Source organism: Phytoactinopolyspora mesophila, from assembly GCF_010122465.1.
GTDB lineage: Bacteria > Actinomycetota > Actinomycetes > Jiangellales > Jiangellaceae > Phytoactinopolyspora > Phytoactinopolyspora mesophila.
Map to the genome: position 1 here is coordinate 300,285 of NZ_WLZY01000007.1, position 24,624 is coordinate 324,908.

Consider the following 24,624-nt stretch of genomic DNA (forward strand, 5'->3'; position numbering starts at 1 on the left):
CGATATGCCTTTACAAGGAGAATACGAACCGAGCACATCCGATTGGGCCCGCGAGCAAGCCGAATTGTATGAACGCAGCGGCGGACGCCAGGGCACATCGCTGAAGGGACGCCCCGTCGTGGTCCTGACATCCGTCGGCGCCAAGACCGGCAAACTCCGCAAGACGGCGCTGATGCGGGTGGAACACGAGGGTGAGTACGCGGTCGTCGCCTCGCTGGGTGGCGCACCGAAACACCCCGTGTGGTACTACAACCTGCTCGCGAACCCGCAGGTCGAACTGCAGGACGGCCTCGAAAAACGAGACTATCGGGCGCGCGAGGTCTTCGGGGAAGAGCGTGAGCTCTGGTGGAAACGGGCCGTCGAGGTGTGGCCCGACTACGCGGAGTATGAGAAGAAGACGACGCGCACCATCCCCGTCTTCGTGCTCACCCCGATCGACTGACGCCCCGGCCGCCAAGGCGCCTCCCCCACGGACACAACACACCCGCCCTAAATGATCATGTTTGGTGGGTTTCCCCGTGCATCAACAGGCCTACAGGCATGGTGACGCACGAGGAAACCCACCAAACATGATCATTTAGGTGGAGCGCGAGTCGCGGGATTTCGCAGCGCTCCTGCTCAGCCAGCTGCCGCCGGCGAGCGCGGCCCCCACCACCACGGCAGCGATCCGGAGCACGGTGAGCGCGTCCCCGTCCGCCACGTGGGTGAGCAGCCCGAAGTCATCCCTCACCAGACCGCCGATCCCGTTCACCAGCAAGACGATGCCGATGATTTCCAGTGTTGCCCGCATGTACTTCCCCTTCGCATCGGTACCCGGCACGGCCACACCGCCGCCCGAGAAGGTCTAGAACAGTTCTCCTAGCGCGTTGAGCAGGAGCAGCGCGCCCAAGATCCCCGCGATCCACGCGAGCGTCTCCCCGGACTCATCGCGCAGCCGCTCCCGCCAGCGGCGCATCCGGGGCGCCACCCTGTCGCCCGCGAGGCGATGGGCGAAGTAGATGATCAGCGGAGGTGTCACCATGATCACGTTGTATCCGGCAACCAGCGGGACCCACTGAGCTATCGACAGGTCAGCGGCGGTCATGATGCCTATCGCGGCCATGTAGGGCAGAACCATGCCCACTTCCAGCAGCCCCGCTCCCAGCCCGAGACCCACCATCACCGGAATCCGGATCTCCTTCGGCTCACTCCGAACGCGGCGCCGGCGTGAGCGGTAACGGCGAGGCAAGAGGGCATACCCGAGCAGCGCGGCGCCGACGCCGGCCTGCACCCACATGGCCGCCCGGCTCTCCGTGACGTCGCCGATGTTCTCGAGCACGGCGTCCAGCCCGAACATCAGCCCGACACCCACGGCGAAGTAGAACAGAGCGACGGTGGCCAGGAAGACGAGCAGCGGACCCGCGACCCGGCGGCGGCCGCTCAACAGAACAAACAGGCTCACCCCGAGCACCGCGGGGCTCATCGTGTCGAGAATCGCGAGCCCGAATACCGGGAGCACTACATCAGGTCCCACAACCGCTCCCCAACCGCCCGGAGGTACTCACGAAGACCTCACTCCCCCCGCTCACCAGGCCCTGCCCTCGCCTCGTTCGAAACACGAAACCAATCTCGCCGGTATCGATGTCCTCGACGTCGGCCAGAAGAGTGATCCTCGAGTTGGGCGGCAGCGGCCTATCTACATCGTTCGATTGACGCCGCTCGCGGGCCTGGTCTGGTGAAATGGATTCCGTGGTGGTCGACGACGCGGCCCCGGCGACGCCAGCCGGAACCTCTCCGCGGCGAGCGCAGTGGCGTCAGCTGGCCGGCCTGCTCACGTTCGGCATAGCCGGAGCAACGACCCGGCGCGGCATCGCCAAGGGCGCGCTGGCGCTGTTCTGCACCGGCGTTGTGTTGTGGTCTTTGGGGCTCACCGGACTCTGGACCGTCGCGGATCCGCTCGGGCTGCGGGCCGCGCCCCGTTGGATACACCTTGTGACGCTGGCTACTGCCGCGCTGGCCGTGATGTTGGTGCGCACCCGTCCGGCAGCCGCTTTGAGCATCGCGGGCATCGCCGCTGTTGCCGACTTCGTCCTCGGCGGCAGCCTCGGGGTGTTCCTGGTGATCTGGGAGCTGCTGTTCTCCGTCGGCATGCACGGCACTGCTCGAATCCGCAAGGTGGTCAACAGCGTCGTCGGCGTCGTCGTAGCCTTGGCCGTCGGCGGAGTATCGATATCGGAACTGGACGCGCAGATCGGCGTCATCATCGGACTCCAGCTCATGGCCCTCCTCATCCTCCCGCTCTGGTGGTCGGCGACGGTGCGGCAGAAGGTCGAGCTGGCTGATCTGGAAGCCCGGCGTGCGGCCGATCTGGAACGAATCGGAGAGTTGCGCCGCGCCGAGGCAGTTCAGTCGGAGCGCAGCGCGATCGCCCGTGATCTACATGACGTCATCGCGTCGCGGCTATCGACGATCGCCATCCAGTCGGCCGCGGCGCTGGCCGCGCCGGCTCACGACCAAAGCGTCTCGCTGCGCGCCGTACGAGGTCAGGCCTTGGAAGCACTGCAGGAAATGCGCTCCATGATCGTCGTCTTGCGTTCCGAATCGCACTGCCCGGGCCACGACCACCCCGCGGCGCTCAGCGGCGGACTGGACCACATCGGCGATTTGATCGACGCCGCCCGCGCGACGGGCATGTGTATCCGGCTCGTTCTGCCCACACACTTGGACGACCTCGCTGCGTCGGTGCCCGTGACGATCTCGCAAGCCTGCTCGAGGATCGTGCAGGAAGCGTTGGCGAACGCAGCCAAACACGCACCTGAGTCGGACGTGAGTGTGGCGCTGCACGGCGATCGCAGCGAGCTGCGTGTCGTGGTTGAGAACTCGTTGACCACCGCCTCGCCCGTCGACCACCCGTCCCTGTCCGGCGGGGTCGGCTTGGCCACCATGCGAGAACGGGCTGAGGCAGTCGGTGGGCGATTCACCGCGGCACCGGACCAGACGGCTTCCGTCTGGCGGGTGGAGGCCAGTTTGCCGGTGCCGGGCGGCTTGGAGGAACCAGGGCGTTACTCATGACCGAGCCACGTGCGCAGAGCACCGCGAAGCACGACGAGCCGCGCACCGGCACGAGCTCGTCCTCAATCAGGGTACTGCTCGCCGACGACCACGAACCGATCCGCACAGCACTGCGTTTCGTGCTCGACGCCGCCGACGACATCATCGTGGTCGGCGAGGCGGTGGACGGCCACGGCGCGCTCGTGAACGCCCGCGCGTTACGGCCGGACGTGGTGCTCATGGATGTGCAGATGCCGCGTGTGGATGGCATCCACGCCACCCGCGAGATCATCCGTGAGCAACTGGCCGACGTCCTGGTGCTCACCACATTCGACATCGACCAGTACGTCTTCGGCGCCCTGCGCGCCGGTGCGGCCGGGTTCTTGTTGAAGACGGCCGAGCCGGCCGAGATCTTGGCCGCGGTCCGCCGGGTTGCCGCTGGCGACGGCGTCGTCGCGCCTGAAGTAACCCGGCGAGTACTTGCCCGCTTCGCAGCATCCCCGGACCCGGACGACGAGGCAACGGATCCGGCCACGCGCTCGTGGCTGGCGACGCTGACTCCTCGCGAACGTGATGTCCTCATCGCGATCGGCACCGGGCAGTCCAACCAGGAGATCGCCGCCGGGCTCGTCATCACCGAAGCCACGGCGAAGACGCACGTTTCACGCATCCTGACCAAGCTCGGCTGCACCAGCCGCGTTCAGGCGGCGATCTTGGCCCGGGAAGCGGGCTTGGTGTAGCAACCCGGTCGGGGACCGCCACGCAGGTGAGCCTTCCACGGCACGGTCCGGGACTCAAGACGCCAGTAGCGACCGCGAGCCGCACCGGCGACGACCCATTGCTCTCGCCAAGCCTTGCCTATAGGCTCCATTCAGATCCTATAGGGAGGAGCCTGTCGTCGTCCCTGTCACGATTCGGCCCATTCGAGCTGGCCACCTTCTCTGCCCGAGTTCTCGTCGTCGCGGGTGTGCCGGCTGAAGCCTCCGTCAGCCTGTGGTTTGCCAGCCATCCTGGGCTTCGCCTAGGCATTCTTCCAAGGGGTTCGTTTGTCCAAGCTCATCTCCATTGACACCCATGACGTACGGTTCCCCACCTCTCGTACACTCGACGGCTCGGATGCGGTCAACGTCGATCCGGATTACTCCGCCGCGTATGTCACCATCTCGACCGATACCGGTGAGACCGGCCATTCGCTCGTGTTCACCGGTGGCCGCGGCAACGAGATCGTGACGCGGGCGATGCAGAGCTACGGCGCCGTGTTACACGGACGCGACGCGGACGAACTCCTGAACGACCTCGGAGCGGCGTCGCGGCTACTGGTGCACGATTCTCAGCTGCGCTGGCTCGGGCCGGAAAAGGGGGTTGCCCACATGGCCTGCGGCGGCTTGGTCAACGCCCTGTGGGATCTGCGCGCCCGGCGGGCCGCTAAACCGCTCTGGCTTCTCCTTGCCGAAATGCCTCCCGAAGACATCGTCCGCACGGTGGACTTCACTCATATCCGCAACGTGCTCACCCCGGAGGAGGCCGTTGAGATCCTGTACCGCGCTGAGCCAGGCAAAGCGGCGCGGATCGACGAGCTGCGCCAGCACGGCTATCCCGCCTACACCACCGCACCGGGCTGGCTCGGCTACAGCGACGAGAAGCTGGTACGTCTGTGCAGGGAAGCCGTTGCCGAAGGCTTCAGGATGATCAAACTCAAGGTCGGCGGCGAGCTCGCCGCCGACCGCCGGCGCATGAAGCTGGCTCGTGACGTGGTCGGGCCAGACGTCAAGATCGGCATCGACGCCAACCAGCGCTGGGAGGTCGACGAAGCGATCACCTGGGTGAACACACTTGGCGACTTCGATCCCTGGTGGATCGAAGAACCGACTAGCACCGACGACATCCTGGGGCATCGCCAAATCCGCCGTGGCGTCTCCCCCATCAGGGTGGCGACGGGTGAGGCCGTCGCGAACCGCATCGTGTTCAAGCAATTGCTACAAGCCGAGGCGATCGACGTGATGCAGATCGACGCCACCCGAGTCGCCGGCGTCAACGAGAACATCGCCAACCTCCTGCTCGCCGCGAAGTTCGGCGTCCCGGTCTGCCCCCACGCAGGCGGTGTCGGTCTCTGCGAGCTCGTGCAACATTTCTCCTTCTTCGACTACGCGGCGGTGAGTGGCGTCATCGGTGACCGGATGATCGAGTACGTCGGGCATCTGCATGAGCATTTCGTCGCGCCGGCCGTCGTGCGTGATGGCCGGTATCGAGCGCCAGGCACGGCGGGTATCGGCGCCGAGATGCTGCCGGAGTCACTCAACACGTGGAGCTATCCCGACGGTCCGGGGTGGCGTGAACTCGATGACCAGACGACGCAGAGCACAAAGGATCGAGACTGATGAACATGACAGGTGGAACGGCTGTGACCGCCACGGACCCGTCGGCGCTGCTGCCGGACGACACCAGCACAGCCTTGCTCGTGGGCCGGGTTTGGGATCCCGAGAGCGGCGGGCCGCGGCCGGTCCGGGTCGCCGGAGAGGAGGTCTTCGACCTCTTCGACGCCGCTCCGACCGTATCGGAGTTGTTGGAGACGACCGGGCAGGAACAGATCCGGGCAACCGGCGGTTCCGCGCGCTGGCGCCTGTCCGACTTGGTCGGCGCTTCGCTGAGCCGGGACTCCGAGCGAGCACACCTGCTGGCACCGATCGACCTGCAGGTGGTGAAAGCGTGTGGAGTGACCTTTGCCGACAGCATGGTCGAGCGAGTGATCGAGGAGCGTTGCGCCGGTGATCCAGCGCGAGCGGCCGAGTTGCGCGAGCGCGTCGGCCAAACCCTGCCTGCGGAGATCGCAACGGTGCAACCAGGGTCGACCGCGGCTTCGGCGCTGAAGAAGGTGCTGGTCGAGGAAGGACTGTGGTCGCAGTACCTGGAGGTCGGCCTCGGGCCGGACCCGGAGGTCTTCACCAAAGCGCCCGTGCTCTCCTCGGTCGGCTACGGCGCCCAGGTCGGCATCCCCGAGTTCTCGACGTGGAACAATCCCGAACCTGAACTCGTCCTCGTCGTCGACTCACAGGGCCGGGCGCGGGGAGCCACGCTCGGCAACGATGTGAACCTGCGCGATGTCGAGGGTCGCAGCGCACTGCTTCTGGGCATGGCCAAGGACAACAACGCCTCAAGCGCCGTCGGTCCCCTCATCCGGCTCTTCGACGACTCGTTCACCATGGACACGGTGCGCCAGGAACGGATCATGCTGCGGGTCGAAGGCGCCGACGACGGCTACGTGCTCGAAGGCGAAAACAGCGTCGGACGGCTCAGCCGCTCGTTCGAACAGCTGATCAGCGCTACGTACGGCACACACCACCAGTACCCGGACGGCTTCGCTCTCTACACGGGCACGTTGTTCGCGCCGGTTCAGGACCGGGACACGCCAGGCATGGGGTTCACGCACAAACACGGCGACCGTGTCTCGATTCGAAGCACGCACCTCGGCACACTCATCAACGACGTCGCCCCCACCAGCTCACTGCCCCGCTGGCAATTCGGGATCCGCGCCCTCGTCAACTACATTCACGGTCATGGCCAGCGTCGTTGACGCCGGCCAGGAGGCTACGCGGCCATCCACGGCACCAGCACGCCGGTTGTCGAGCGACGACGTCTACAACCGGCTCCGCGCGTTGATCTTGGAGAACGCGATCGCTCCGGGCGAGCGGGTCAATATCGATGCGCTGGCCCGTCAGCTCGGAGTGTCGCAGACACCGGTCCGCGAGGCGGTCCGGCGTCTGGAAGGCGACCAGCTACTCAACAAGGTGCCCGGCAAGGGTTACCAGACCACGCCGTTGCTGGATCTCGACCGGCTGCGCCAGCTCTTCGAATTCCGGCTGGTGGTGGACCTGTGGGCGGTACGTGCGGTGGCGGTGAACCGGCTGGGGAACCCGGGCCCGCAACTGCGCGAGGAGATCGATCGGTTCACCCGCGCCATCGTCGGCGTCGGGGACATCCGGCACCTACTTCTCGAACATGACACCAGGTTTCACGGGCTTGTCCTGGGTGCACTCGGAAACGACGTCGCCAAGACCGCCTACGACCAGACACATTGCCATTTTCATGCCTTCCGCCTGTACTCGGCAGACACCTCCGGCGCGGTCACGGTCGATGAGCATGCGCGCGTCGCCCGGGCAATCGAAGCTTGTGACGCCGACGAGGCGGAAGCAGCCATGCACCACCACCTCACGAACGCCTTCTACCGCTTCTCCGAGGCCTTCGGCAGCAGCCGTGACGTCCAGCTGCGACACCCGGAACCGGCTCGAATCTTCTGACGCGCCGGCCGCCGCTTCCACGCGAGACGGCCCGATCACGTCAGTCCTGGGACAGAGCGTCAAGCGCTACCTCGGTCGCGTCGGCGATCAGGGAGTTGCCGGACTCCGCGCCATCGGTCTCGCGCGTGGACATCACCGCGAGGACGATCGGTTCGCGCTCCGGAGGCCACCGGACCGCGATCGCGTTACGAGTACCGTAACCGCCGGCGCCGGTGCGGTCCCCGATGGTCCAGCCTTCCGGAGTTCCCGCCCTGATCAGTTCCTCGCCCGTGGTGTTTGTCGCTGTGGCGCACGACAGCGTCGGCCAGCTCGATCCGTGGCTGTCTCCGGAGTCTCGTCGGGGACTGCCGGATTCGCGGCTTCCGCAGGCGGGGGATCGTTGGCGAGTCGGCGGCAGGGTCGTCGACGGTGGATGAGCACGCGAGCGTCAGGACGAGTGCGAACACAGCCAACGTGGCCAGGGCGATGGTCTGCTTGAACGGGAACTGCACGGTCATAGCAAGCAGTCTCGCTTGGGCACGGTGCAATCAGGAAGCCGAAGTGGACAGTTCGGTGCCGAGCGCCGCGTGATGTCGGACATCACGATCGACACGCGCTTCATGACGGGAATCTGCTCAATGTAATGAGGTTTAAGGTTCTAAACCATGTTACATTGAGGACGAACAAATGAGGTGAGATGATGCGACGCGCTCACTCCTACTCGCCGTCGGCCGTTCAGACCGCACGAGTACTCGGCCTTGAAATCGCGCGGGCACGCCGCGCGCAGCGCATGAGTCAGGTGGAACTTGCTGAACGCGCCGGCATCTCCGAGAACACCCTGCGAAGCGTCGAGCGTGGTGCACCGACCGTCGCCGTCGGCATCGTGTTCGAAGTGGCCAGGCTGGTGGGCCTGGACCTGCTGGGAGTACAACCAAGCGATCTATCTGACATTGAGGCCAGGAGCCGGGAAAGGTTGGCGTTGCTACCAGCCAGGGTCCGGCCCCGGCCCGGTGAAGAGATCGATGATGACTTCTAAAGCGCCCGACGGCCGGACGGATTCGGCCGGCCGTGCCTTCGTCTGGGTCTGGCTGCCCGACACGACCGAACCGGTTGTCGCCGGGCAACTCCGCCCGGACGGGGAGCGTCTGGTCTTCAACTACGGCCAGAGCTACCTGGAACGCCCGGACGCCTTCCCGCTGTACCTACCGGAGCTCCCACTTCGTCGCGGCGTGATCAGACCGCCAAACGGAATGCGGGCGGCTGGTTGTGTCCGCGATGCGGCACCGGACGGGTGGGGGCAACGGGTGATTCTCGCGCGACGTCAGGGCACCCTCGCTCGTGGCAGTGACACCGCTGACCTTCCGCTGCTGACCTATCTATTGGAATCGGGATCGGACCGCGTCGGAGCTTTGGACTTCCAGAACAGCCCGTCTGAATACAAGGCACGCCGGAACGACGCCACGCTGGAGGAAGTCCAACAGGCAACCGAGAAGTTCCTGGCCGGGGAGAAATTCTCACCGGACCTCGAAGAGGCGCTCATGCGCGGAACATCGATCGGTGGCGCCCGTCCCAAGGTGGCGCTGTGCGACCAGCTGGAAAACGGACAGCGACGCGAGATGATCGCAAAGCTCTCGGTAGCCTCGGACCCTTATCCAGTAGTCAAAGCCGAAGCGGTCGCTATGGACTTGGCTCGCCGTGTCGGCCTGGATGTGGCAACCACAAACCTGACCGAATCCCTGGGGCGCGACATCCTGCTTGTCGATCGGTTCGACCGCCCTCAGCTGTCCACCGATCAGACGACAGGGTGGGCAGGCTCACCCGGGGAACGGCGGATGATGGTCTCCGCGCTGACCATACTCGGCCTCGACGAGATGACCGGACGCTGGGCCACCTACCACGAGTTCGCCGATGCGATCCGGCACCGATTCACCGACCCGGACCGCACCCTGCGGGAGCTGTTCTCCCGCATCGTGTTCAACATCTGTGTGAGCAACACCGACGACCACGCTCGCAACCACGCGGCGTTCTGGGACGGCGATCGCCTTTCCCTCACCCCCGCATACGACCTATGTCCGCAATTGCGGTCCGGCGATTCCGCCGCTCAGGCCATGGCCATCGACCGGAATGGACGCCGCGAATCCCGCTTCGCCGTCTGCCTGGACGCCGCCCCGATCTATCATCTTTCCCGAACGGAAGCGCAGCGGATAATCGATCACCACGTCACCGTCATCACCGAGCAATGGGACGACGCGGCGGAGTCAGCTCGACTGACCGGTGCAGAGAAGCAGCAGATGTGGCGGCGCCAGATTCTCAACCCGTCCGTGCACTACATGTGATCTGATCTCGACCCGGCGCTCAGCAGTCACGGGACACTCGGCAGATGATCGCCGTGTGACTCCACGAGGGCCACCGAGGCAGTGAGGCGCCAGGCTTCGAACGTGAGCTCGGCCAGCTCGTCGAACTCGATGCCCTCCAGGTACACCACGACCCAACCGAACTGGCCAGCCGTGAACTGGATCTCGAAGACATCGGGACGCTCGGCGACGAGAGCGAGCTGCTCGGCCAGCGTCTGTTTCAGGCCGACCGTCTGGGTTGCCTCCCACAGATAACCGAAGGTGTTGCCGCCGACCTTGAACGCGGTGTAGTTGGGCGACACACTCTGCTGGGTTTCGGGCAGCTGCTCGATGATCTGAAGGAACGCGGCGCTGGACACGGGCATGAACATATAGAACCAGACGCCGCCGACAACCATGGTGTCGACGCATGGCACGTTGAATGCTCGTTCGAAACCGGTATCTGATGCCGGTCCAACGTGTACTCAACGTGCCATGCCACTCAGGCTGGCACGTTCAGGCGCCAACGGCCACAGCCGCATCCTCGGGATCCGGAACACGGCGCAGGCTCTTCAGGCCGATCACACACCCGGCGGTGACGACCGCGCCGGCGACGATAGCCAGCAGGTACAGTGCCGGCTGGCCGATCAGGCCGATGACCCAGATGCCTCCGTGCGGCGCACGTAGCGTGTTACCGATGCCCATCACCATCGCACCGGTGACGGCCGAGCCGGCCATGATGGACGGGATCACCCGCAACGGGTCGGCGGCGGCGAACGGGATGGCTCCCTCGGTGATGAACGACGCCCCCAGCAGCCATGCGGCACGGCCGTTTTCCCGCTCGGCGCGACTGAACAACCGCTTGCGGACGACGGTGGCCAAGGCCAGGCCCAGCGGTGGTGTCATCCCGGCGGCCATCACCGCCGCCATGATGATCAGGTTGGTGCTGTCCGCCGCCGTGGCAGCACCGGCCAGCCCTGTGGTGGCGAACGTGTAGGCCACCTTGTTGACCGGTCCGCCCATGTCGAAGGCCATCATCAGACCCAGAAGCGCTCCGAGCAGAACCATGTTGGCGCCGGTCAGGCCGGTCAGCCAGTTCTCGAGGCCCGACGCGGCCGCGGACAGCGGAGCGCCCAGCAAGACCAGCATGACCAGGCCGGTCACCGCGGTGGCCACCAGCGGGATCACCACCACCGGCATCACACCGCGCAGCGCCTTGCCGACGGGTATCCGGCTGATCCACAAGGCGGTGAACCCGCCGACGAATCCGGCCGCGATGCCTCCCAGGAAGCCCGCGTCCACGGCCAGCGCGAGCGCGCCGCCCACAACACCGGGCGCCAGCCCGGGCCGGTCGGCAATGGCGAAGGCGATGAAGCCTGCCAGTATGGGGACGAGAAACCCGAATGCCGCCGCGCCGACATGAAAGAAGAGCGCAGCCCAGCTGGTGGAAGAGAAGACATTGAAGTCTTCGACGACGCTGCTCAGCTCCACGTCGACGATTTCGTATCCACCGATCATGAAGCCCAGCGCGATCAAGATCCCACCAGCGGCGACAAACGGGATCATGTAGCTGACACCCGTCATCAGCCACTGGCGGATCCGGGTGCCTACGCCCGCCCCGGGCGTCACCTTGGTGGCCAGGGCTGCCGGCTCGGCCTCTGGTGCTACAGGCGACGTGCCCGGCGCGCCTGCCTCCGCCATCACAGCGGCAGACTCACGTGCCACCTGTTCGGCTTCGCTGATGACGTCGGCAGCGGCCGAGATGGCGCGTTTGACGCCGACATCGACCAGGGGCTTGCCGTCAAACCGGCCGCGGTCGCGGACTTCCACGTCCGCGGCGAAGATCACCGCGTCGGCGGCGGCGATGGTCTCCGCGGGCAGCGGCGACAGACCGGCGGAGCCTTGGGTCTCGACGGTGATCTCGTGCCCGGCGGCCCGTGCGGCCTGTTCGAGGGCCTCCGCGGCCATGTAGGTGTGCGCGATGCCCGTCGGGCACGAGCTGACGGCGACGAATTTCACGACGGCACCACCTCTCGGTTGACGATGCCGGCCACGGTGGCCGCATCGGGCGCGGACAACAACGCGTCCTTGAATTCCTGGTTCATCAGCTTCCGGGCCAGCGCGGCCAGCATCTTCAGGTGTTCGGTGTCTCCGCCCTCCGGGGCGGCGATCAGGAAGATCAGCCGCGCCGGGCCGTCGTCGGCGCCGAAGTCGACGCCGTCAGCCGAACGTCCGAAGCCGAGCGTCGGCACGACTACATGTGCGCTCTTGGCATGCGGGATCCCGATTCCACCGGGTAACCCGGTGGGCATCTGCTCCTCACGGGTTCGCACGTCGGCGAGGAAGCCGTCGAGGTCGGTGACCCTGCCTCCCGTGAACAGCCGCTCCGCCAGCTGCCGGGTCACGGCATGCCGGTCACCGGCGCCCAGATGGAGTTCGACGAAATCCTCGGTGATCAGGTCGGTCATAGTGGCCTCCTCGGCCTCATTCGGAAACTGGATACGAAGGATCGGGATCGGTGTCCACACGCACCTGAACACCCGCGATGTCTTCGGCGGCCGGCATCCGGCTGCCAGGCAGCGTGACGGCCGCGGTCCCCCAGGCGACGGCCGTCTCCAGGGCAGCCGCGCCGGAGCCGTCAACCGAGCCGGTCACCGCACAGAGATATCCGGCCAGCAGCGCGTCGCCCGCACCGACGGTGCTGCGTGCAGCCGCGGCCAGGCCGGCACTCGCGTGGACCGGCGGACGTCCGGCACGCACCAGCACCGCGCCGTACCGGCCCAGGCTGACGACGACGGTCCGGGCCGGTCCCGGCGCGCCGTCACCACCACGTGAGGGCGGGGGCACTGCCCGATCCCCGAGCGCTAGCAGCCGCCGGGCAGCGTCCACTACGTCACCGAGCGTCCGCAACTGCCGGCCGTCGATCTCGCTCAGCTCGTGGACGTTGGGCTTCATCAGGTCCGCGCCGGCCCGCGCCGCGTGTAGCAGCGCTGGTCCCGACGTGTCGATCGCCACCGGGACGCCATGCCGATGGCCCAGCTCCACCAGGCGGGCATGGAAGTCCGGGCTGATCCCGCCCGGCAGGCTCCCACAGCCCACCAGCCACGCGGGCGACCGCGCGAGTGTCGCCGCGACACCGGCGAGCAACCCCGTGCGCTCGCCGGCAGTGAGAACCGGACCGGGCTCGTTGAACTTGGTGGTGGTGCCGTCGGGCTCGGTGATGGTGATGTTCGCGCGGATCGGCCCGGTGATCGGCACCGCCTCCACCTCGACACCGCATTCCTCCAGCAGCTCGATGAGCAGACGCCCTTCCGCACCGCCGAACGGAACCGTGGCCACCGCCTTGGCGCCGTTGACGGTGAGCGCGCGGGCGACGTTGACGCCCTTGCCGCCGGGATCGATCTGGGTGGAGCGTCCATGGTGGACGCGGCCCCGCTCCACCCGGCGCACGCCGATGGAGCGGTCGACGCTTGGGTTAGGAGTGACGGTGACGATCATGGCCTACGCCCGGATCACTCGGGGTCCGGCCGCTTCGATCTCGGCCGCGGTCTCGTCGTCGAGGCCGGCGTCAGTGATGATCGTGTCGACGTCATGGATAGGTGCCACGTGCGCGAAATGGTCCGTGCCGATCTTGGTGTGGTCGGCCAGCACGACGGTGCGCCGGGAGGACTGAACCATCGCGTGCTTGGTGGCCGCCTCGGTCTGGTCGGCGGTGGTGAGCCCGCGTTTCACGGACAGTCCGTTGGTGCCCAGGAACGCGACGTCGGCGAACACCTCCGCAAGCGCCCGGACCGGCCACTCTCCCACTCCGGCCAGGGTCACCCCCCGGACCCGCCCTCCCACCAGGTAGAGGGTGAGGTTCGGCCGGTTGGCCACGATATTGGCGATGGACAGCGAGTTCGTCACCACGCGCAGCTCGCGGTCGAACGGCAGCTGCTCGGCCAGCCGGGCCGTCGTGGTCCCCGCGTCCAGCACGATGGCGCCGTCCTCAGGGAGCTCGGCCACTGCGGCCTTCGCGATACGTTCTTTCTCCGCGACCAGGCGATCCTCGCGTGCCGCGACGGCCGGCTCGAAGCCCAGCCGCTCCACCGGAACCGCGCCGCCGTGCACCCGCCGGAGCACACCGTGCCGCTCCAGCAGAGTGAGATCACGCCGGACCGTCTCCGCCGTCACATCAAGCTCGGTGGCCAGTGCCGCGACCTCGACCCGGCCGTGCGCCCGGGCGCGGTCGAGGATGAGCTGCTGTCGCTCCGCTGCGTACACCGGACCTCCAAACGCAGATGATCGGAATGATTCAGAAACATTCAGATGTTGTTTTGCATCTGTTTTACGCCCGCGTGACGGCCACGTCAAGAGATTTCCCACACGAACCCACAGAACCGGGCTAGGAACCCGCGCGAATAGGGACGCCGGATAGTGAGCGGGGTCGGGCGCCTGGAGGGCAAGGCGGAGGAAGGAGTCGCACTGGGTTTGTGCGTCGACTGACTTTCAACGTAGCCCTCCAGGATGTCCGGGCTCGCGAGCCCGGCGACTCCCTATTCGCGCGGGTTCTAAGTTCAACGCTCGTGGCCGCCGCGTCGCACCCGCTTGGGCAGCTCACTCACCAGCAACAGCAAGCTCACGATCACCGATCGTCGGCAGCCGGGTTTCAAAGGCTCATCCTCCGGCCGGCCCCGCCGGAGGAACTGGGTAGGCCACCAACTCAGCGCGAGTGCCGGTTAGGCTCCTCGCAGACACGACACGTCAGGAGCGGCAGGCGGATGGCGAAACGACCGACGGTGTACGACGTCGCCGCCGAGGCGGGCGTCTCGATCGCGACGGTCTCGTTCGCCTTCACTCAGCCACACCGGGTCAAGTCGTCGACGCTCGACGCCGTCCTCGACGCGGCCGACCGCTTGGGCTACATCCCGAGCGCCAGCGCTCGTGGTCTCGCCAAGGGCCGCACCGGCGCCCTGGGCCTGTACGCCTACGACTACCTCGTCGACGCCAGCTTCGACGTTCGCGGCGACAACGCCCCATCGAGCGGCGACGACGGCCGTCTCTTCCCGCTGTACGTCGACGAGGTACAGCGCGGCGTGCAGTTGGAATGCTGGGATCGGGGACTGGCACTCATGATCGGAGGAGCCCGGACCACCGACCACGTGCGGCGAGTCACCGATATCGCCGGCCGCGTCGACGGCTTGATCTGCTTCGCCGGAGCCGTAGACCTCGCTGTGCTCGAGTCGCTTTCGGAGCGCATTCCCGTTGTAGAACTGGGTAGTGCGGTCAGATCCGCGCAGTTGCGGACGGTCATGGTGGACAACCGGACGGCGATGCGCGAACTCGCCCTCCATTTGACCCGGCACCACGGGCTACGCAGGATCGAGTACTTCGGCGGCGCCGGTACCGCAGAGTTCACACAGCGCTGGGACGGCTTCGTGGAGGCGATGCACGACGCCGGCGAGACGCACCGGGCAGCTTGGCCGAGCAGGCCTGGCTACGCGGCAACCACCCGCGAGTCGCTCGACGAAGTGCTGTCCGCGGGCCAACACCCGGAAGCCATCGTCTGCTCGACGGACCAGGAGGCGCTGGTTGTCCTCGACCGCCTCCACGAGCTGGGCATTCGCGTGCCGCAAGACATCGCCGTGACCGGCTTCGACGGCATACTCGCCACGCAGACCGCCTCGCCCGCGCTGACCACGGCGCGCCAGCCGATGGAGGAGATCGGCCGCGTTGCGGTCCGTGAACTCCTGGACGCCCTCGACGGCAGGCAGGCTGACCACGGCGAACCTCTGCCGACCCAGGTGGTCATCCGGCGCAGCTGCGGCTGCGGCCCCACGGACTGACCGACAACTCATTCCGTTCGCCGTACCTCTTGTGCATCTGCAATCTATGCGCTTAGATTTTGCGAACATCCATGACGGTGACGCGCAGATCCGGGGGCGACGCAGCCCCCGAGATAGGAACGGCCATGATCCGACGTACCTCTAAGAGGCCCTGGCAGACGGGGCCGGTCCTCCTCATCGCCGGCGCGCTGATACTCGCCGCCTGCGGTCGCAGCGAGGAGACCACAGGCGCCTCCGACGCCGCCAGCTTGGACGACGCCCCCGCGAGCGGTTCGCTGACCATCTGGGCGCAGGGAACCGAGGGCGAGGCACTCCCCGAGCTGGTCGAGCAGTTCGAGGCGGAGAACCCCGACGTGAAGATCGACGTCACGGCGGTGCCGTGGGACTCGGCGCAGAACAAGTACCAGACCGCGATCGCGGGTGGGAACACCCCGGACATCGGCATGCTCGGCGTCGACTGGATTCCGACGTTCGTCGACGCACTCGAGCCGACACCGGAGGATATAGATCTCGACGGCATGTTCCCAGGGGCGGTCGAGTCGACCCAGTTCGACGGCACGACCTACACGGTGCCGTGGTACGTCGAGACTCGGGTCGTCTTTTACCGGACCGACCTCATGCGCGAGGCCGGATTCGACGAGTTCCCCGACGATTGGGAGGGTTTCAAGGCCCTCGCCGCGGCCTACCAGGACAACGGAGCGCGCTACGGCGTCGGGCTGCCGTCCGGCGGGTGGAATGCCTTCTTGGGCGGTATGCCGTTCGCCTGGTCCAACGGCGCGGAGCTGATGACCGACGACGGCAGCGAATGGACGATCGACACCCCCGAGATTCTCGAGGCTGTCGAGTACCTCAAGACCTTCTTCGACGAGGGCATCGCCACCAAGAACCCGGACTCGACGTCGGGACCCGCCGCCGACCTGGTCTCCGGTGACGTTCCGATGATGATCAGCGGCCCATGGGACGTCGGCCAGATCATGGCCGCCGGAGGTGAGGGCTTCGAGGACCAGTTCGCCGTCGCCCGGATCCCTGGTGTCACGAGCAGCACCTCCCTCATCGCGGGTGCCAATCTCGCTGTGTTCGAGGGGTCGGAGAACGTCGAATCGGCGTGGAAACTGATCCGCTGGCTCTCTGAGCCCGAGGTACAGCAGGAATGGTTCGAGCTCACCGGCGACCTGCCCTCGCAGATCGAGGCGTGGGATACACCTGCACTGAGCGAGAACCCGCTCGTCGCGGTCTTCGGGGAGCAGCTCGATGACGTCCGCAGCCTGCCGATGGCCACGACGTGGCCGGAACTCTCTGCCGCCGCCGACACCGCGGTCGAGCAGATCTACCGGGGCGGCAAGGACGCCGCGCTCGCTTTGGAGGAGTTGCAGGCGAGCGCCGACTCCCTCGGAACCGGTCGATGACGCTGCTGCGCCAGCCTCGCGTCACGGGCGCCGGCAGGATCGCCGGCGCCCGTCGTCGCGGAAGTACCGCACGACGCCGGGCGACTGTCGTCGCATATCTCTTCGCCCTGCCGTTCATCGCGAGTTTCGCGGTGTTCATGGTCTTCCCGGTGCTCGCCTCGCTCGGAATGTCGTTCACCGACTTCACCAATCGCGACATCCAGAATCCGACGAGTGTCAACCCGGTCGGCTTCCAGCAATTCTCCGCGTTGCTCTCGAATCCGCAGTTTCTGCGGTCAGTACTGAACACGGTCTACTTCGTCGGCGTCGGTATCCCGCTCACCATGGTGATCGCGCTCGCGCTCGCGGTCGCTTTGAACTCGGGGATCAACCGGTTCCGCACCGCATTCCGAGTCGGGTTCTTCGCTCCAGTCGTCACCAGCATCGTCGCCGTCGCGGTCGTCTGGAGGTTCATCCTGCAGCCGGACGGCCTGCTCAACGAGGCGCTGGCGGCTGTGGGGATCACCGGCCCGAACTGGCTCGGCGATCCGGCGTGGGCAATGCCGGCGATGATCATGATGGCGGTCTGGCGCAGCGTCGGGACCCTCATGGTGATCTTCATCGCCGGCCTGCAGAACATCCCGCAGGAGGTTCTCGAGGCCGCCGAGATCGACGGCGCCGGACGGGCGCAGCGGTTCTTCCGCGTCACACTGCCACTCATGCGCCCGACGCTCCTGCTCGGCGCGGTGCTGTTATCGGTCGGGTTCCTGCAGTTCTTCGAGGAGCCGTTCGTGATGACCCGAGGCGGACCACTCGACGCAACCTTGTCGATCAGCTACTTCACGTACAACCAGTTCGGCTTCGGCAATTTCGGGCTCGCCTCTGCCGCCAGCTACCTGCTCTTCGTTGCGATCGCACTGCTCAGCCTCGTGCAGTTCCGACTCTTCCGCTCCAAGGACTGACCATGACCGCACCACCGCTCGCGACCCGGCGGCGCCAAGACCGGGTGCCGTTCGTACGGGCCGTCACGTACGCCGCCCTCATCCTCGCCGTCGTGGTGACACTCATCCCGTTCGCCTGGATGTTTCTCGGCGCTTTCAAGACCGACGGGGAGCTGATCCGACGGCCGATCACCTGGTGGCCCGACCAACCCACGATGGAGAACTTCGTCACCTGGTTCACCCGGCTTGACTTCGGCCAGTTCTTTCTCAACAGCTCGATCGTGGCCGTCGCCACCGTGCTGGGCAACCTGATGTTCTGCTCGATGGTCGGGTACGCACTCGCCAAGATCGATTTCGCGGGCAAACGTGTCTTGTTCACGCTGGTGCTGATCACCCTCATGATCCCGGGCGTGGTGACGTTCATCCCGCTGTTCGTCGTCGTCAGCAAGCTCGGAATGATCAGCACGTACCCCGCGCTGATCCTGCCGTTCCTCGCCAGCCCGCTCGGCGTGTTCCTCATGCGCCAGTTCATGCTCGGCATCCCGGACGCGCTGCTGGAAGCGGCCCGCATCGACGGCGCCGGCGAACTCCGCATCTTCCTGCGGGTGGTGATGCCGCTGTGCGGCCCGGCGCTGGCGACGCTTGCGATCCTCACCTTCCTGGGATCGTGGAACAACTTCCTCTGGCCGCTCGTCGCGGCGCAGAGTGAGGACATGTACACACTGCCGGTCGCTTTGTCGCTCTACTCGGTCGGGCAGAACGCGACGAACTACGGCGTTCTCCTCGCCGGATCGGTCTTGGTGATCACCCCGATCCTCCTCTTCTTCGTCGCGCTCCAGCGCTATTTCATCCAAGGCATCGCAACAGTAGGGGTCAAGTGACAATGACAGATACAGTCCTCCCAGCCCAGGCTGCCGCCATGGCGCAACGTCCGATCATCGCCGGCTTCCATCCGGATCCGAGTGTTTGCCGCGTCGGCGGCGACTACTACCTGGTGACATCGTCGTTCGAGTATTTCCCCGGCGTGCCCATCTTCCACAGCACCGACCTGCGACGCTGGCGACAGATCGGCAATGTGCTGGACCGTGCCCCGCAATTCCAGCCGGGCCACCCCAGCAGCGGCGGGATCTTCGCGCCGACGCTGCGGGCGCACGACGGACGGCTGTGGATGGTGACCACCGACGTCTCCGGCCAGGGCGGCCAACTGATCGTCACCACCGACGATCCCTCCGGGCCGTGGTCGGACCCGGTGCGCGTCGCGGCTGCCCGCGGCGTCGACCCGGACATCGCCTGGGATGAGACCGGGCACGCGATGATGACCTGGTGCTCCTCCGCGCCGGAGCTCCGCGGCATCGTCCAGGCGCACGTGGACCCGGCCTCCGGGGAGTTGCTGGAAGAACCCAGGAAGATCTGGTCCGGCACCGGCCTGGCGTTCCCGGAGGCGCCCCACCTGTACCGGATCGGCGGCTGGTGGTACCTCATGATCGCCGAGGGCGGCACCGAGCGAGGCCACTGTGTCTCGATTGCCCGGTCGCGTACGTCCACCGGGCCGTTCGAGCCGGCGCCGGGAAATCCGATCCTCACGCACCGCAGCACCGCTGACCCCGTGCAGAACACCGGCCATGCCGACCTCGTCCAAGGACCCGACGGTGAGTGGGCCATGGTCTACCTCGCCGTACGCCCGCGTGGCATGACACCGATGTTCCACGTCAACGGCCGCGAGACCTTCCTGGCCGGAGTGAGCTGGCACGACGGCTGGCCACAGGTCGACGAACACCGCTACCCCGTCGCCGAAGCCGACCACGACATCGACGACGATCTCCGCGCCGGCCCATTGCACCCCCGGTGGATCTCACCCGATGCCGAGCCCGGCAAGCTCGTGTCGGTCGACGGCGACGACGTGCTACTGCGCGGCCGGGACGGGCCCGGGCTGCTGGCGACCCGGGTCCGCGACGAGCACTGGACCACACGGGCCGACATCGACCCGCGTGACGCGGTGGCCCGCCTGGTACTGCGCATCGACGACCACCATTGGTACGCCGTCGAGGCCGACGCCGCCGAGGTCCGTGCCACGGCACGGATCGGGCCGCTGGAGAGCATCGTTGGTCAACAGGTCCGGGCGGCGCCGGGCCCACTCACCCTCGTGATCCGCAGTGTGTCCGCAACCCAGCAAGGTCCAGACGACATCGAGCTCGGTGTCGAGGAGCGACCCGGCCAGATCACCACCTTGGCGAGGCTTGACGGCCGCTACCTGTCCACCGAAGTCGCCGGCGGGTTCACCGGACGGGTGATCGGGGTGGAATCACGGCGCGGCGATTCGCGGCTCCTGCGGTTCCGGTACACGTCGGCCCCCGGCACCTGACGCCTAGGCGATCTTCAGGGCAACCTCAAGCGCGCCACATGATCCGCATCCGATAGAACCCCGCGCGAGTAGGGGGCGGCGACTCCGTATTCGCGCGGGTTCTAAGCCGAACGCGACTGGTAGCAGATTCGCAACTCACATGCGGTCCGGGAGCCCGAAGAGCGCGGCGTGCTGCGCGCCCACGAACGACGTCACCTCGGTAATGCTGGCGCCTCGCAAGCTCAGCACGTTGACCGACCAGCTCAGGTGTGCACCGGCGGCGTCGTCCCAGAGGTAGCACGCCACCGCCGGCTGCCCGTTGGCGCTGGTGGGAAGGTGGCGCCAAGAACCGCAGCCGGTCAGCGGCACACGGACGGCGAAGTCCATCACAGCTTCGAGGCCGCGATACCAGTGGGCCATCGGCGGCATCGACCAGGTGACGTCCTCGGTGAGCAGGGCTACCAGCGCGTCAGCGTCCCCGCGCTCCAACGCGGAGGCAAACCCGGCCACGATTTCCCGCATTCGGGCGTCGCCGATCTCACCCAGAGTCTGCTGCTGGCTGGCCGGCGGCACCTTCTCGGCAATGATCTTTCGTGCCCGCTGCAAGGCGCTGTTCACCGAGACGACGGTGGTATCCATGACCGCGGCGATCTCGGCAGCGGAGAATCCGAGTACCTCGAAGAGCACCAGGGCCGCACGCTGGTTGCCCGGAAGGTGCTGCAACGCGGCCACGAAGGCGAGCTCGACCGCCTCGCGCTGATCGTAGGCCGCGGCTGGTCCGGCCGGCCCAGCCGCGAGGCCGGCGTCAGGATAGGGCCCCAGCCAGGAGATGTCCGTCAGCGGGACGTCCCCGACCACCGCCCGTTCGCTTGCCGGGCTGAGGTCGACGGGCAACGCTCGTCTGCCGCGAGACTCCACCGTGTCCAGGCAGGTCCGCGTCGCTATCGTGTAGAGCCACGAGCGTAGCGAGCTGCGGCCCTCGAACTTCTCAAAGCCACGCCACGCCCTGATCAGCGCATCCTGTAGGGCGTCGTCGGCGTCGTGTGCCGATCCGAGCATCCGATAACAGTGGGCGTGCAGCTCACGGCGCATCGGCGCCACGAGACGACTGAAAGCCTCGTCATCTCCTTCGCGCGCCCGAGATAGCTCGGCGGCATCCACGCCGCCGCCCGGATCTATTCCAGCAACGTCCCTCATGAGCCAGAAGTCTATTGCCGAGCACTGACACGGTGCCGGGAAGCGCACTGGTCCGCTTCCCGGGGGGCTTCAAGTGCAACCACCGCCGCCAGAAACGGCTTCCGGTCCGAGGTAACCTCGCATTGACCGGCCGGCATCGTCGCCGGCCTCGTTGATTGCGCCCTTCAGCACCGGACATCGCCGTTCCGGCGGGCTTTCCCTCGCTCCGATCACATGAGGTGTTTTCGTGCCCGAGCTCCACCACAGCCTGCATGACGTCTACGGCGAGGTACTGCGCCGTAATCCCGGTGAACACGAGTTTCACCAGGCTATTCGGGAAGTCTTGACCAGCCTCGAGTCCGTGGTGTCCAAGCATCCCGAATACGCCGACAGCGCGGTGATCCGCCGCCTGTGCGAGCCGGAGCGACAGATCATCTTCAGGGTGCCGTGGGTGGATGACTCCGGTGCGGTACAGATCAATCGCGGATTCCGTGTCCAGTTCAACTCCGCGCTGGGCCCGTTCAAGGGTGGGCTGCGATTCCACCCCAGCGTCAATGTCGGGGTGGTGAAGTTCCTCAGCTTCGAGCAGACCTTCAAGAACGCCCTGACCGGTATGCCCATCGGCGGTGGCAAGGGCGGCTCGGACTTCGACCCCAAGGGCCGCTCAGAGGCCGAGGTCATGCGTTTCTGCCAGTCCTTCATGACCGAACTCTTCCGGCATATCGGCGAGCACACCGATGTGCCCGCCGGCGACATCGGCGTCGGAGCACGCGAGATCGGCTTTCTCTTCGGCCAGTACAAGCGCATGTCGAACCGCTACGAGTCCGGCGTCCTCACCGGAAAGGGACTCAATTGGGGCGGCGCTCGAGTCCGCCGGGAAGCCACCGGCTATGGCACGGTCTTCTTCATCAACGAGATGCTCAAAACCCGCGGCCAGACGCTCGACGGACAGCGCGTCGTGGTATCCGGCTCCGGCAATGTCGCGATCTACGCGATCGAGAAGGTCCAGGAGCTCGGCGGCACGGTGGTCGCGTGCTCGGACTCCGGTGGTTATGTGGTCGACGACAAAGGGATCGATGTCGCGCTGCTGAAAGAGATCAAAGAAGTGCGGCGAGAGAGGATCTCCGAATACGCCACCGCGCGCGGCAACCACGTTCACGCCTCCTCCGAGGGGTCGATCTGGAACGTGCCCTGCGACATTGCCATTCCCTCGGCGACCCAGAACGAGCTCACCGCCGGAGACGCCATCACGTTGACGAAGAACGGATGCCGGCTCGTAGGTGAGGGCGCGAACATGCCGGCCACCCCGGAAGCCATCGGCATATTCACCGCCGCCGGTGTGGCCTTCGCGCCGGGCAAAGCCGCCAACGCGGGCGGTGTGGCCACCAGCGCCCTCGAGATGCAACAGAACGCCTCCCGCGACTCGTGGAGCTTCGAGTACACCGAGGAGCGGCTGTCGGTCATCATGCGCAAGATCCACGAACGGTGCGCGGCCACCGCTGACGAATACGGCTCCCCCGGCAATTACATCGCCGGAGCGAACATCGCGGGATTCGTGCAGGTCGCAGACGCCATGCTGGCCCTCGGTGTGATCTGACGACGACGAACACTCCGGCCGCAGCGGGGCAGCACCAAGGGCTGCCGATCAACCGGTGCTTGCGTCCAGGAGCCGGCGGCCAAGCCCTTGAGCTGCTGCCCGGATCTCAGCTGAGCCGACGATCCGGTAGGGGACGTCGAGCAGCGCAAGCTGCTCGACGTACCATCGCGGGTTGCTCGTGGTGGCGACCAGACGTGTGGTGTGAGCACCGGCCGCCTCGCGACAGCCAAGGCTGCGCGGCAGCCATCGCGCAACCGACTCCGGCGGTGCGTCGATGACCACTTCGACGTCGTACTCCCAGCCGACGGCCAGGTGCTCCTCGAGTGTCTCGACCGGATCCAGCTCGGCAGGCGGAGTGAACGACACATCGAGTTCGGCCACGTCGATGACGCGGTCGACCCGGTATGTGCGCACCGCCTCTTTATCGCACGACCAGCACAGCAGGTACCACCGTCCATGGCGGACGACCACGGCCCATGGGTCCACCTCACTGACCCATTGCGAGCCGGCCTCGGAACGGTAGCCGAGCCGCACCCGCCGCCGCTTCGAACAGGCCAGCACGAGAGCGGTGGTCGTTTCTGGATCGGGCCTGGCAGCCGCGCGGTCAGGGACAGGCGCCGCCGTCCTCCGGACCGCCTCGGCCTGAGCCGCCACCGACTCAGGAAGCGCACGCACGATTTTGCCCATCGCGCTACCGACGAGATCGGTGGGGTCGCTGGCGTCGTGGTGGCCGTCGAGCACCGCCATGACCAGACTCAGTGCCTCGGCAGCACTGAACATCAGCGGTGGCAGCCGCAGGCCCCGGCCGACCCGGTATCCGCCGTACGGGCCGCGGACCGCTTCGATCGGAATGCCGGCCTCGCGAAGGATGCCGGTGTACCGCCGGGCGGCACGTTCGGAGACACCGAGCTTGTCCGCCAGCCGGTCCGCGGTGATTCCGGGGCTGCCTTGAATCAGTTCGAGGGCCAGCAGTGCCCGCGCCGTGGGACTCGTCTCGGTCCGCATGGCATACCACCAATCCGTGAATCCGGAAGCCCATCGTCCGGAACCGAGCTTAGCCCGAGGGGCGGGCTCAGCCTCCGTCGCGTATACCCGGCGTCACCATGCCCAGGACGTGCTCCAATCGCGACTCCGGCGTCCAGAGGACGGCCTTCCATCCCTCGCGCTCGGCCGCGGACACGTTCTCCTGGGTGTCGTCGACCAGGCAGTGTTCTGCCGGACGCAACCCCGTTCGTGACTCAACGACGCGGTAAAAGCCCTCTTCGGTCTTGACGTGCCCGACGTCAGCGGCGTAATGCATCGAAGCGAAGTAGCGACGCAGGCCGAGGGTATCCCACAGATATCGCGCCCGGTGGTGTTCCTGGACCGTGGCCAGGTGAACATCGAGGCCCCTCGCCCTCGCCTCGCCGAGGTCGTTCAGCAACCGCTCGTCCAGGTGTGCGTCACGCGCGAACCAGTAATCGACGAGCTCCCGGGACGAGATGCCGCCCAGCGCCGGGACCACCACGTCAAGTCGATCGAAGAGATCGGCCCGACCCAAGACGACGTCACCGAAATGCACAGCGAAGAAACGCCGACCGAGCGCGGCAGGGTCAATGCCGAGGTCAGCCTCGAGGTCCGCGTCCCACGAACGACCGCCGGGTCGCCGGATGACCACGCCGTCAACGTCAAACATCAGCGCCCGTACGTCCACGGCAACGCACACTATCTCAGGCGCGCCGA

At 66.6% G+C, this 24,624-nt stretch carries 25 protein-coding genes and 1 pseudogene; 14 read left to right on the top strand and 12 right to left on the bottom strand.

Translation table 11 applies throughout. From position 1 onward, the window contains the following. Window positions 1-4: 4 nt before the first annotated feature. Window positions 5-442: a nitroreductase family deazaflavin-dependent oxidoreductase gene (locus tag F7O44_RS20340; protein ID WP_162452105.1), complete on the top strand. Its 438-nt coding sequence runs from the start codon at window positions 5-7 to the stop codon at window positions 440-442. Window positions 443-577: 135 nt separating this feature from the next. Here the strand turns inward: F7O44_RS20340 and F7O44_RS20345 are convergent, their stop codons facing one another. Together F7O44_RS20345 and F7O44_RS20350 are read right to left on the bottom strand one after the other, a co-directional pair. Further along, window positions 578-820 carry a hypothetical protein gene (locus F7O44_RS20345; protein WP_162452106.1) on the bottom strand — a complete coding sequence of 81 codons (243 nt, stop codon included), beginning with the start codon at window positions 818-820 and terminating at the stop codon, window positions 578-580. Between the two features lie 24 nt (window positions 821-844). Continuing rightward, on the bottom strand, window positions 845-1,513 hold the full coding sequence (locus tag F7O44_RS20350) for a GAP family protein (protein WP_162452107.1): 669 nt from the start codon (window positions 1,511-1,513) through the stop codon (window positions 845-847). A 206-nt stretch (window positions 1,514-1,719) separates the two neighbouring features. Between F7O44_RS20350 and F7O44_RS20355 the strand changes: the two genes are divergently transcribed. From F7O44_RS20355 to F7O44_RS20375, 5 genes are all read left to right on the top strand, one after another. Then, a complete protein-coding gene (locus F7O44_RS20355) occupies window positions 1,720-3,051 on the top strand; it encodes a sensor histidine kinase (protein ID WP_162452108.1) in 1,332 nt (443 codons plus the stop codon). Next, the gene (locus tag F7O44_RS20360; RefSeq protein ID WP_162452109.1) at window positions 3,048-3,770 is read left to right on the top strand and encodes a response regulator; all 723 of its coding nucleotides are present in this window, start codon (window positions 3,048-3,050) and stop codon (window positions 3,768-3,770) included. The genes F7O44_RS20355 and F7O44_RS20360 overlap by 4 nt, the downstream gene beginning before the upstream one ends. 306 nt (window positions 3,771-4,076) lie before the next feature. Further along, window positions 4,077-5,408 carry an enolase C-terminal domain-like protein gene (locus tag F7O44_RS20365; protein WP_162452110.1) on the top strand — a complete coding sequence of 444 codons (1,332 nt, stop codon included), beginning with the start codon at window positions 4,077-4,079 and terminating at the stop codon, window positions 5,406-5,408. Beyond that, window positions 5,408-6,601 (top strand): fumarylacetoacetate hydrolase family protein, encoded by a 1,194-nt coding sequence (locus F7O44_RS20370; RefSeq protein WP_222851537.1) that lies wholly within the window; start codon window positions 5,408-5,410, stop codon window positions 6,599-6,601. Before F7O44_RS20365 ends, F7O44_RS20370 begins: the two co-directional genes overlap by 1 nt. Continuing rightward, entirely contained in the window at window positions 6,585-7,325 is a 741-nt protein-coding gene (locus F7O44_RS20375) for a GntR family transcriptional regulator (protein WP_162452111.1), read from the top strand. Before F7O44_RS20370 ends, F7O44_RS20375 begins: the two co-directional genes overlap by 17 nt. A 40-nt stretch (window positions 7,326-7,365) precedes the next feature. On the opposite strand, the pseudogene F7O44_RS31995 reads toward F7O44_RS20375, so the two are convergent. After that, window positions 7,366-7,602: pseudogene (locus F7O44_RS31995) on the bottom strand (serine hydrolase); the annotation flags it as partial. Then, a complete protein-coding gene (locus F7O44_RS30520) occupies window positions 7,511-7,822 on the bottom strand; it encodes a hypothetical protein (protein WP_246221254.1) in 312 nt (103 codons plus the stop codon). The gene F7O44_RS30520 and the pseudogene F7O44_RS31995, both read right to left, overlap by 92 nt. Window positions 7,823-8,004: 182 nt before the next feature. On the opposite strand from F7O44_RS30520, the gene F7O44_RS20385 reads away from it, so the two are divergent. Together F7O44_RS20385 and F7O44_RS20390 are read left to right on the top strand one after the other, a co-directional pair. Beyond that, on the top strand, window positions 8,005-8,340 hold the full coding sequence (locus tag F7O44_RS20385) for a helix-turn-helix transcriptional regulator (protein WP_162452112.1): 336 nt from the start codon (window positions 8,005-8,007) through the stop codon (window positions 8,338-8,340). Further along, window positions 8,330-9,640, top strand: coding sequence for a type II toxin-antitoxin system HipA family toxin (locus F7O44_RS20390; protein WP_162452113.1), 1,311 nt, complete (start codon window positions 8,330-8,332; stop codon window positions 9,638-9,640). The genes F7O44_RS20385 and F7O44_RS20390 overlap by 11 nt, the downstream gene beginning before the upstream one ends. A gap of 26 nt (window positions 9,641-9,666) precedes the next feature. Here the strand turns inward: F7O44_RS20390 and F7O44_RS20395 are convergent, their stop codons facing one another. The 5 genes from F7O44_RS20395 to F7O44_RS20415 form a co-directional block, all read right to left on the bottom strand. Beyond that, window positions 9,667-10,023 carry an MmcQ/YjbR family DNA-binding protein gene (locus F7O44_RS20395; RefSeq protein ID WP_162452238.1) on the bottom strand — a complete coding sequence of 119 codons (357 nt, stop codon included), beginning with the start codon at window positions 10,021-10,023 and terminating at the stop codon, window positions 9,667-9,669. A gap of 130 nt (window positions 10,024-10,153) precedes the next feature. After that, complete coding sequence (locus F7O44_RS20400; protein WP_162452114.1) at window positions 10,154-11,656, bottom strand: fructose-specific PTS transporter subunit EIIC; 1,503 nt, start codon at window positions 11,654-11,656, stop codon at window positions 10,154-10,156. Beyond that, the gene (locus tag F7O44_RS20405; protein WP_162452115.1) at window positions 11,653-12,105 is read right to left on the bottom strand and encodes a PTS sugar transporter subunit IIA; all 453 of its coding nucleotides are present in this window, start codon (window positions 12,103-12,105) and stop codon (window positions 11,653-11,655) included. The genes F7O44_RS20400 and F7O44_RS20405 overlap by 4 nt, the downstream gene beginning before the upstream one ends. 16 nt (window positions 12,106-12,121) lie before the next feature. After that, window positions 12,122-13,135 (bottom strand): 1-phosphofructokinase family hexose kinase, encoded by a 1,014-nt coding sequence (locus F7O44_RS20410; protein ID WP_162452116.1) that lies wholly within the window; start codon window positions 13,133-13,135, stop codon window positions 12,122-12,124. A gap of 3 nt (window positions 13,136-13,138) precedes the next feature. Beyond that, on the bottom strand, window positions 13,139-13,900 hold the full coding sequence (locus F7O44_RS20415; protein WP_162452117.1) for a DeoR family transcriptional regulator: 762 nt from the start codon (window positions 13,898-13,900) through the stop codon (window positions 13,139-13,141). Window positions 13,901-14,397: 497 nt separating this feature from the next. Here F7O44_RS20415 and F7O44_RS20420 point away from each other — a divergent pair, with 497 nt between their 5' ends. From F7O44_RS20420 to F7O44_RS20440, 5 genes are all read left to right on the top strand, one after another. After that, a complete protein-coding gene (locus F7O44_RS20420) occupies window positions 14,398-15,462 on the top strand; it encodes a LacI family DNA-binding transcriptional regulator (protein ID WP_162452118.1) in 1,065 nt (354 codons plus the stop codon). Window positions 15,463-15,587: 125 nt separating this feature from the next. After that, window positions 15,588-16,868, top strand: coding sequence for a sugar ABC transporter substrate-binding protein (locus tag F7O44_RS20425; protein ID WP_162452119.1), 1,281 nt, complete (start codon window positions 15,588-15,590; stop codon window positions 16,866-16,868). Further along, entirely contained in the window at window positions 16,865-17,809 is a 945-nt protein-coding gene (locus F7O44_RS20430; RefSeq protein WP_162452120.1) for a carbohydrate ABC transporter permease, read from the top strand. The genes F7O44_RS20425 and F7O44_RS20430 overlap by 4 nt, the downstream gene beginning before the upstream one ends. A 2-nt stretch (window positions 17,810-17,811) precedes the next feature. After that, window positions 17,812-18,669, top strand: a complete 858-nt coding sequence (locus tag F7O44_RS20435; RefSeq protein ID WP_162452121.1) for a carbohydrate ABC transporter permease — start codon at window positions 17,812-17,814, stop codon at window positions 18,667-18,669. A gap of 38 nt (window positions 18,670-18,707) precedes the next feature. Continuing rightward, complete coding sequence (locus tag F7O44_RS20440) at window positions 18,708-20,150, top strand: glycoside hydrolase family 43 protein (RefSeq protein ID WP_162452122.1); 1,443 nt, start codon at window positions 18,708-18,710, stop codon at window positions 20,148-20,150. Between the two features lie 135 nt (window positions 20,151-20,285). Here the strand turns inward: F7O44_RS20440 and F7O44_RS20445 are convergent, their stop codons facing one another. Beyond that, a complete protein-coding gene (locus F7O44_RS20445) occupies window positions 20,286-21,326 on the bottom strand; it encodes a sigma-70 family RNA polymerase sigma factor (RefSeq protein ID WP_162452123.1) in 1,041 nt (346 codons plus the stop codon). A 226-nt stretch (window positions 21,327-21,552) separates the two neighbouring features. Here F7O44_RS20445 and gdhA point away from each other — a divergent pair, with 226 nt between their 5' ends. Beyond that, complete coding sequence (gene gdhA, locus F7O44_RS20450) at window positions 21,553-22,902, top strand: NADP-specific glutamate dehydrogenase (RefSeq protein WP_162452124.1); 1,350 nt, start codon at window positions 21,553-21,555, stop codon at window positions 22,900-22,902. A gap of 48 nt (window positions 22,903-22,950) precedes the next feature. Here the strand turns inward: gdhA and F7O44_RS20455 are convergent, their stop codons facing one another. After that, on the bottom strand, window positions 22,951-23,907 hold the full coding sequence (locus F7O44_RS20455; RefSeq protein WP_162452125.1) for a helix-turn-helix transcriptional regulator: 957 nt from the start codon (window positions 23,905-23,907) through the stop codon (window positions 22,951-22,953). A 67-nt stretch (window positions 23,908-23,974) separates the two neighbouring features. Further along, window positions 23,975-24,595, bottom strand: a complete 621-nt coding sequence (locus F7O44_RS31280; protein ID WP_222851539.1) for an HAD family hydrolase — start codon at window positions 24,593-24,595, stop codon at window positions 23,975-23,977. Window positions 24,596-24,624: the final 29 nt, after the last annotated feature.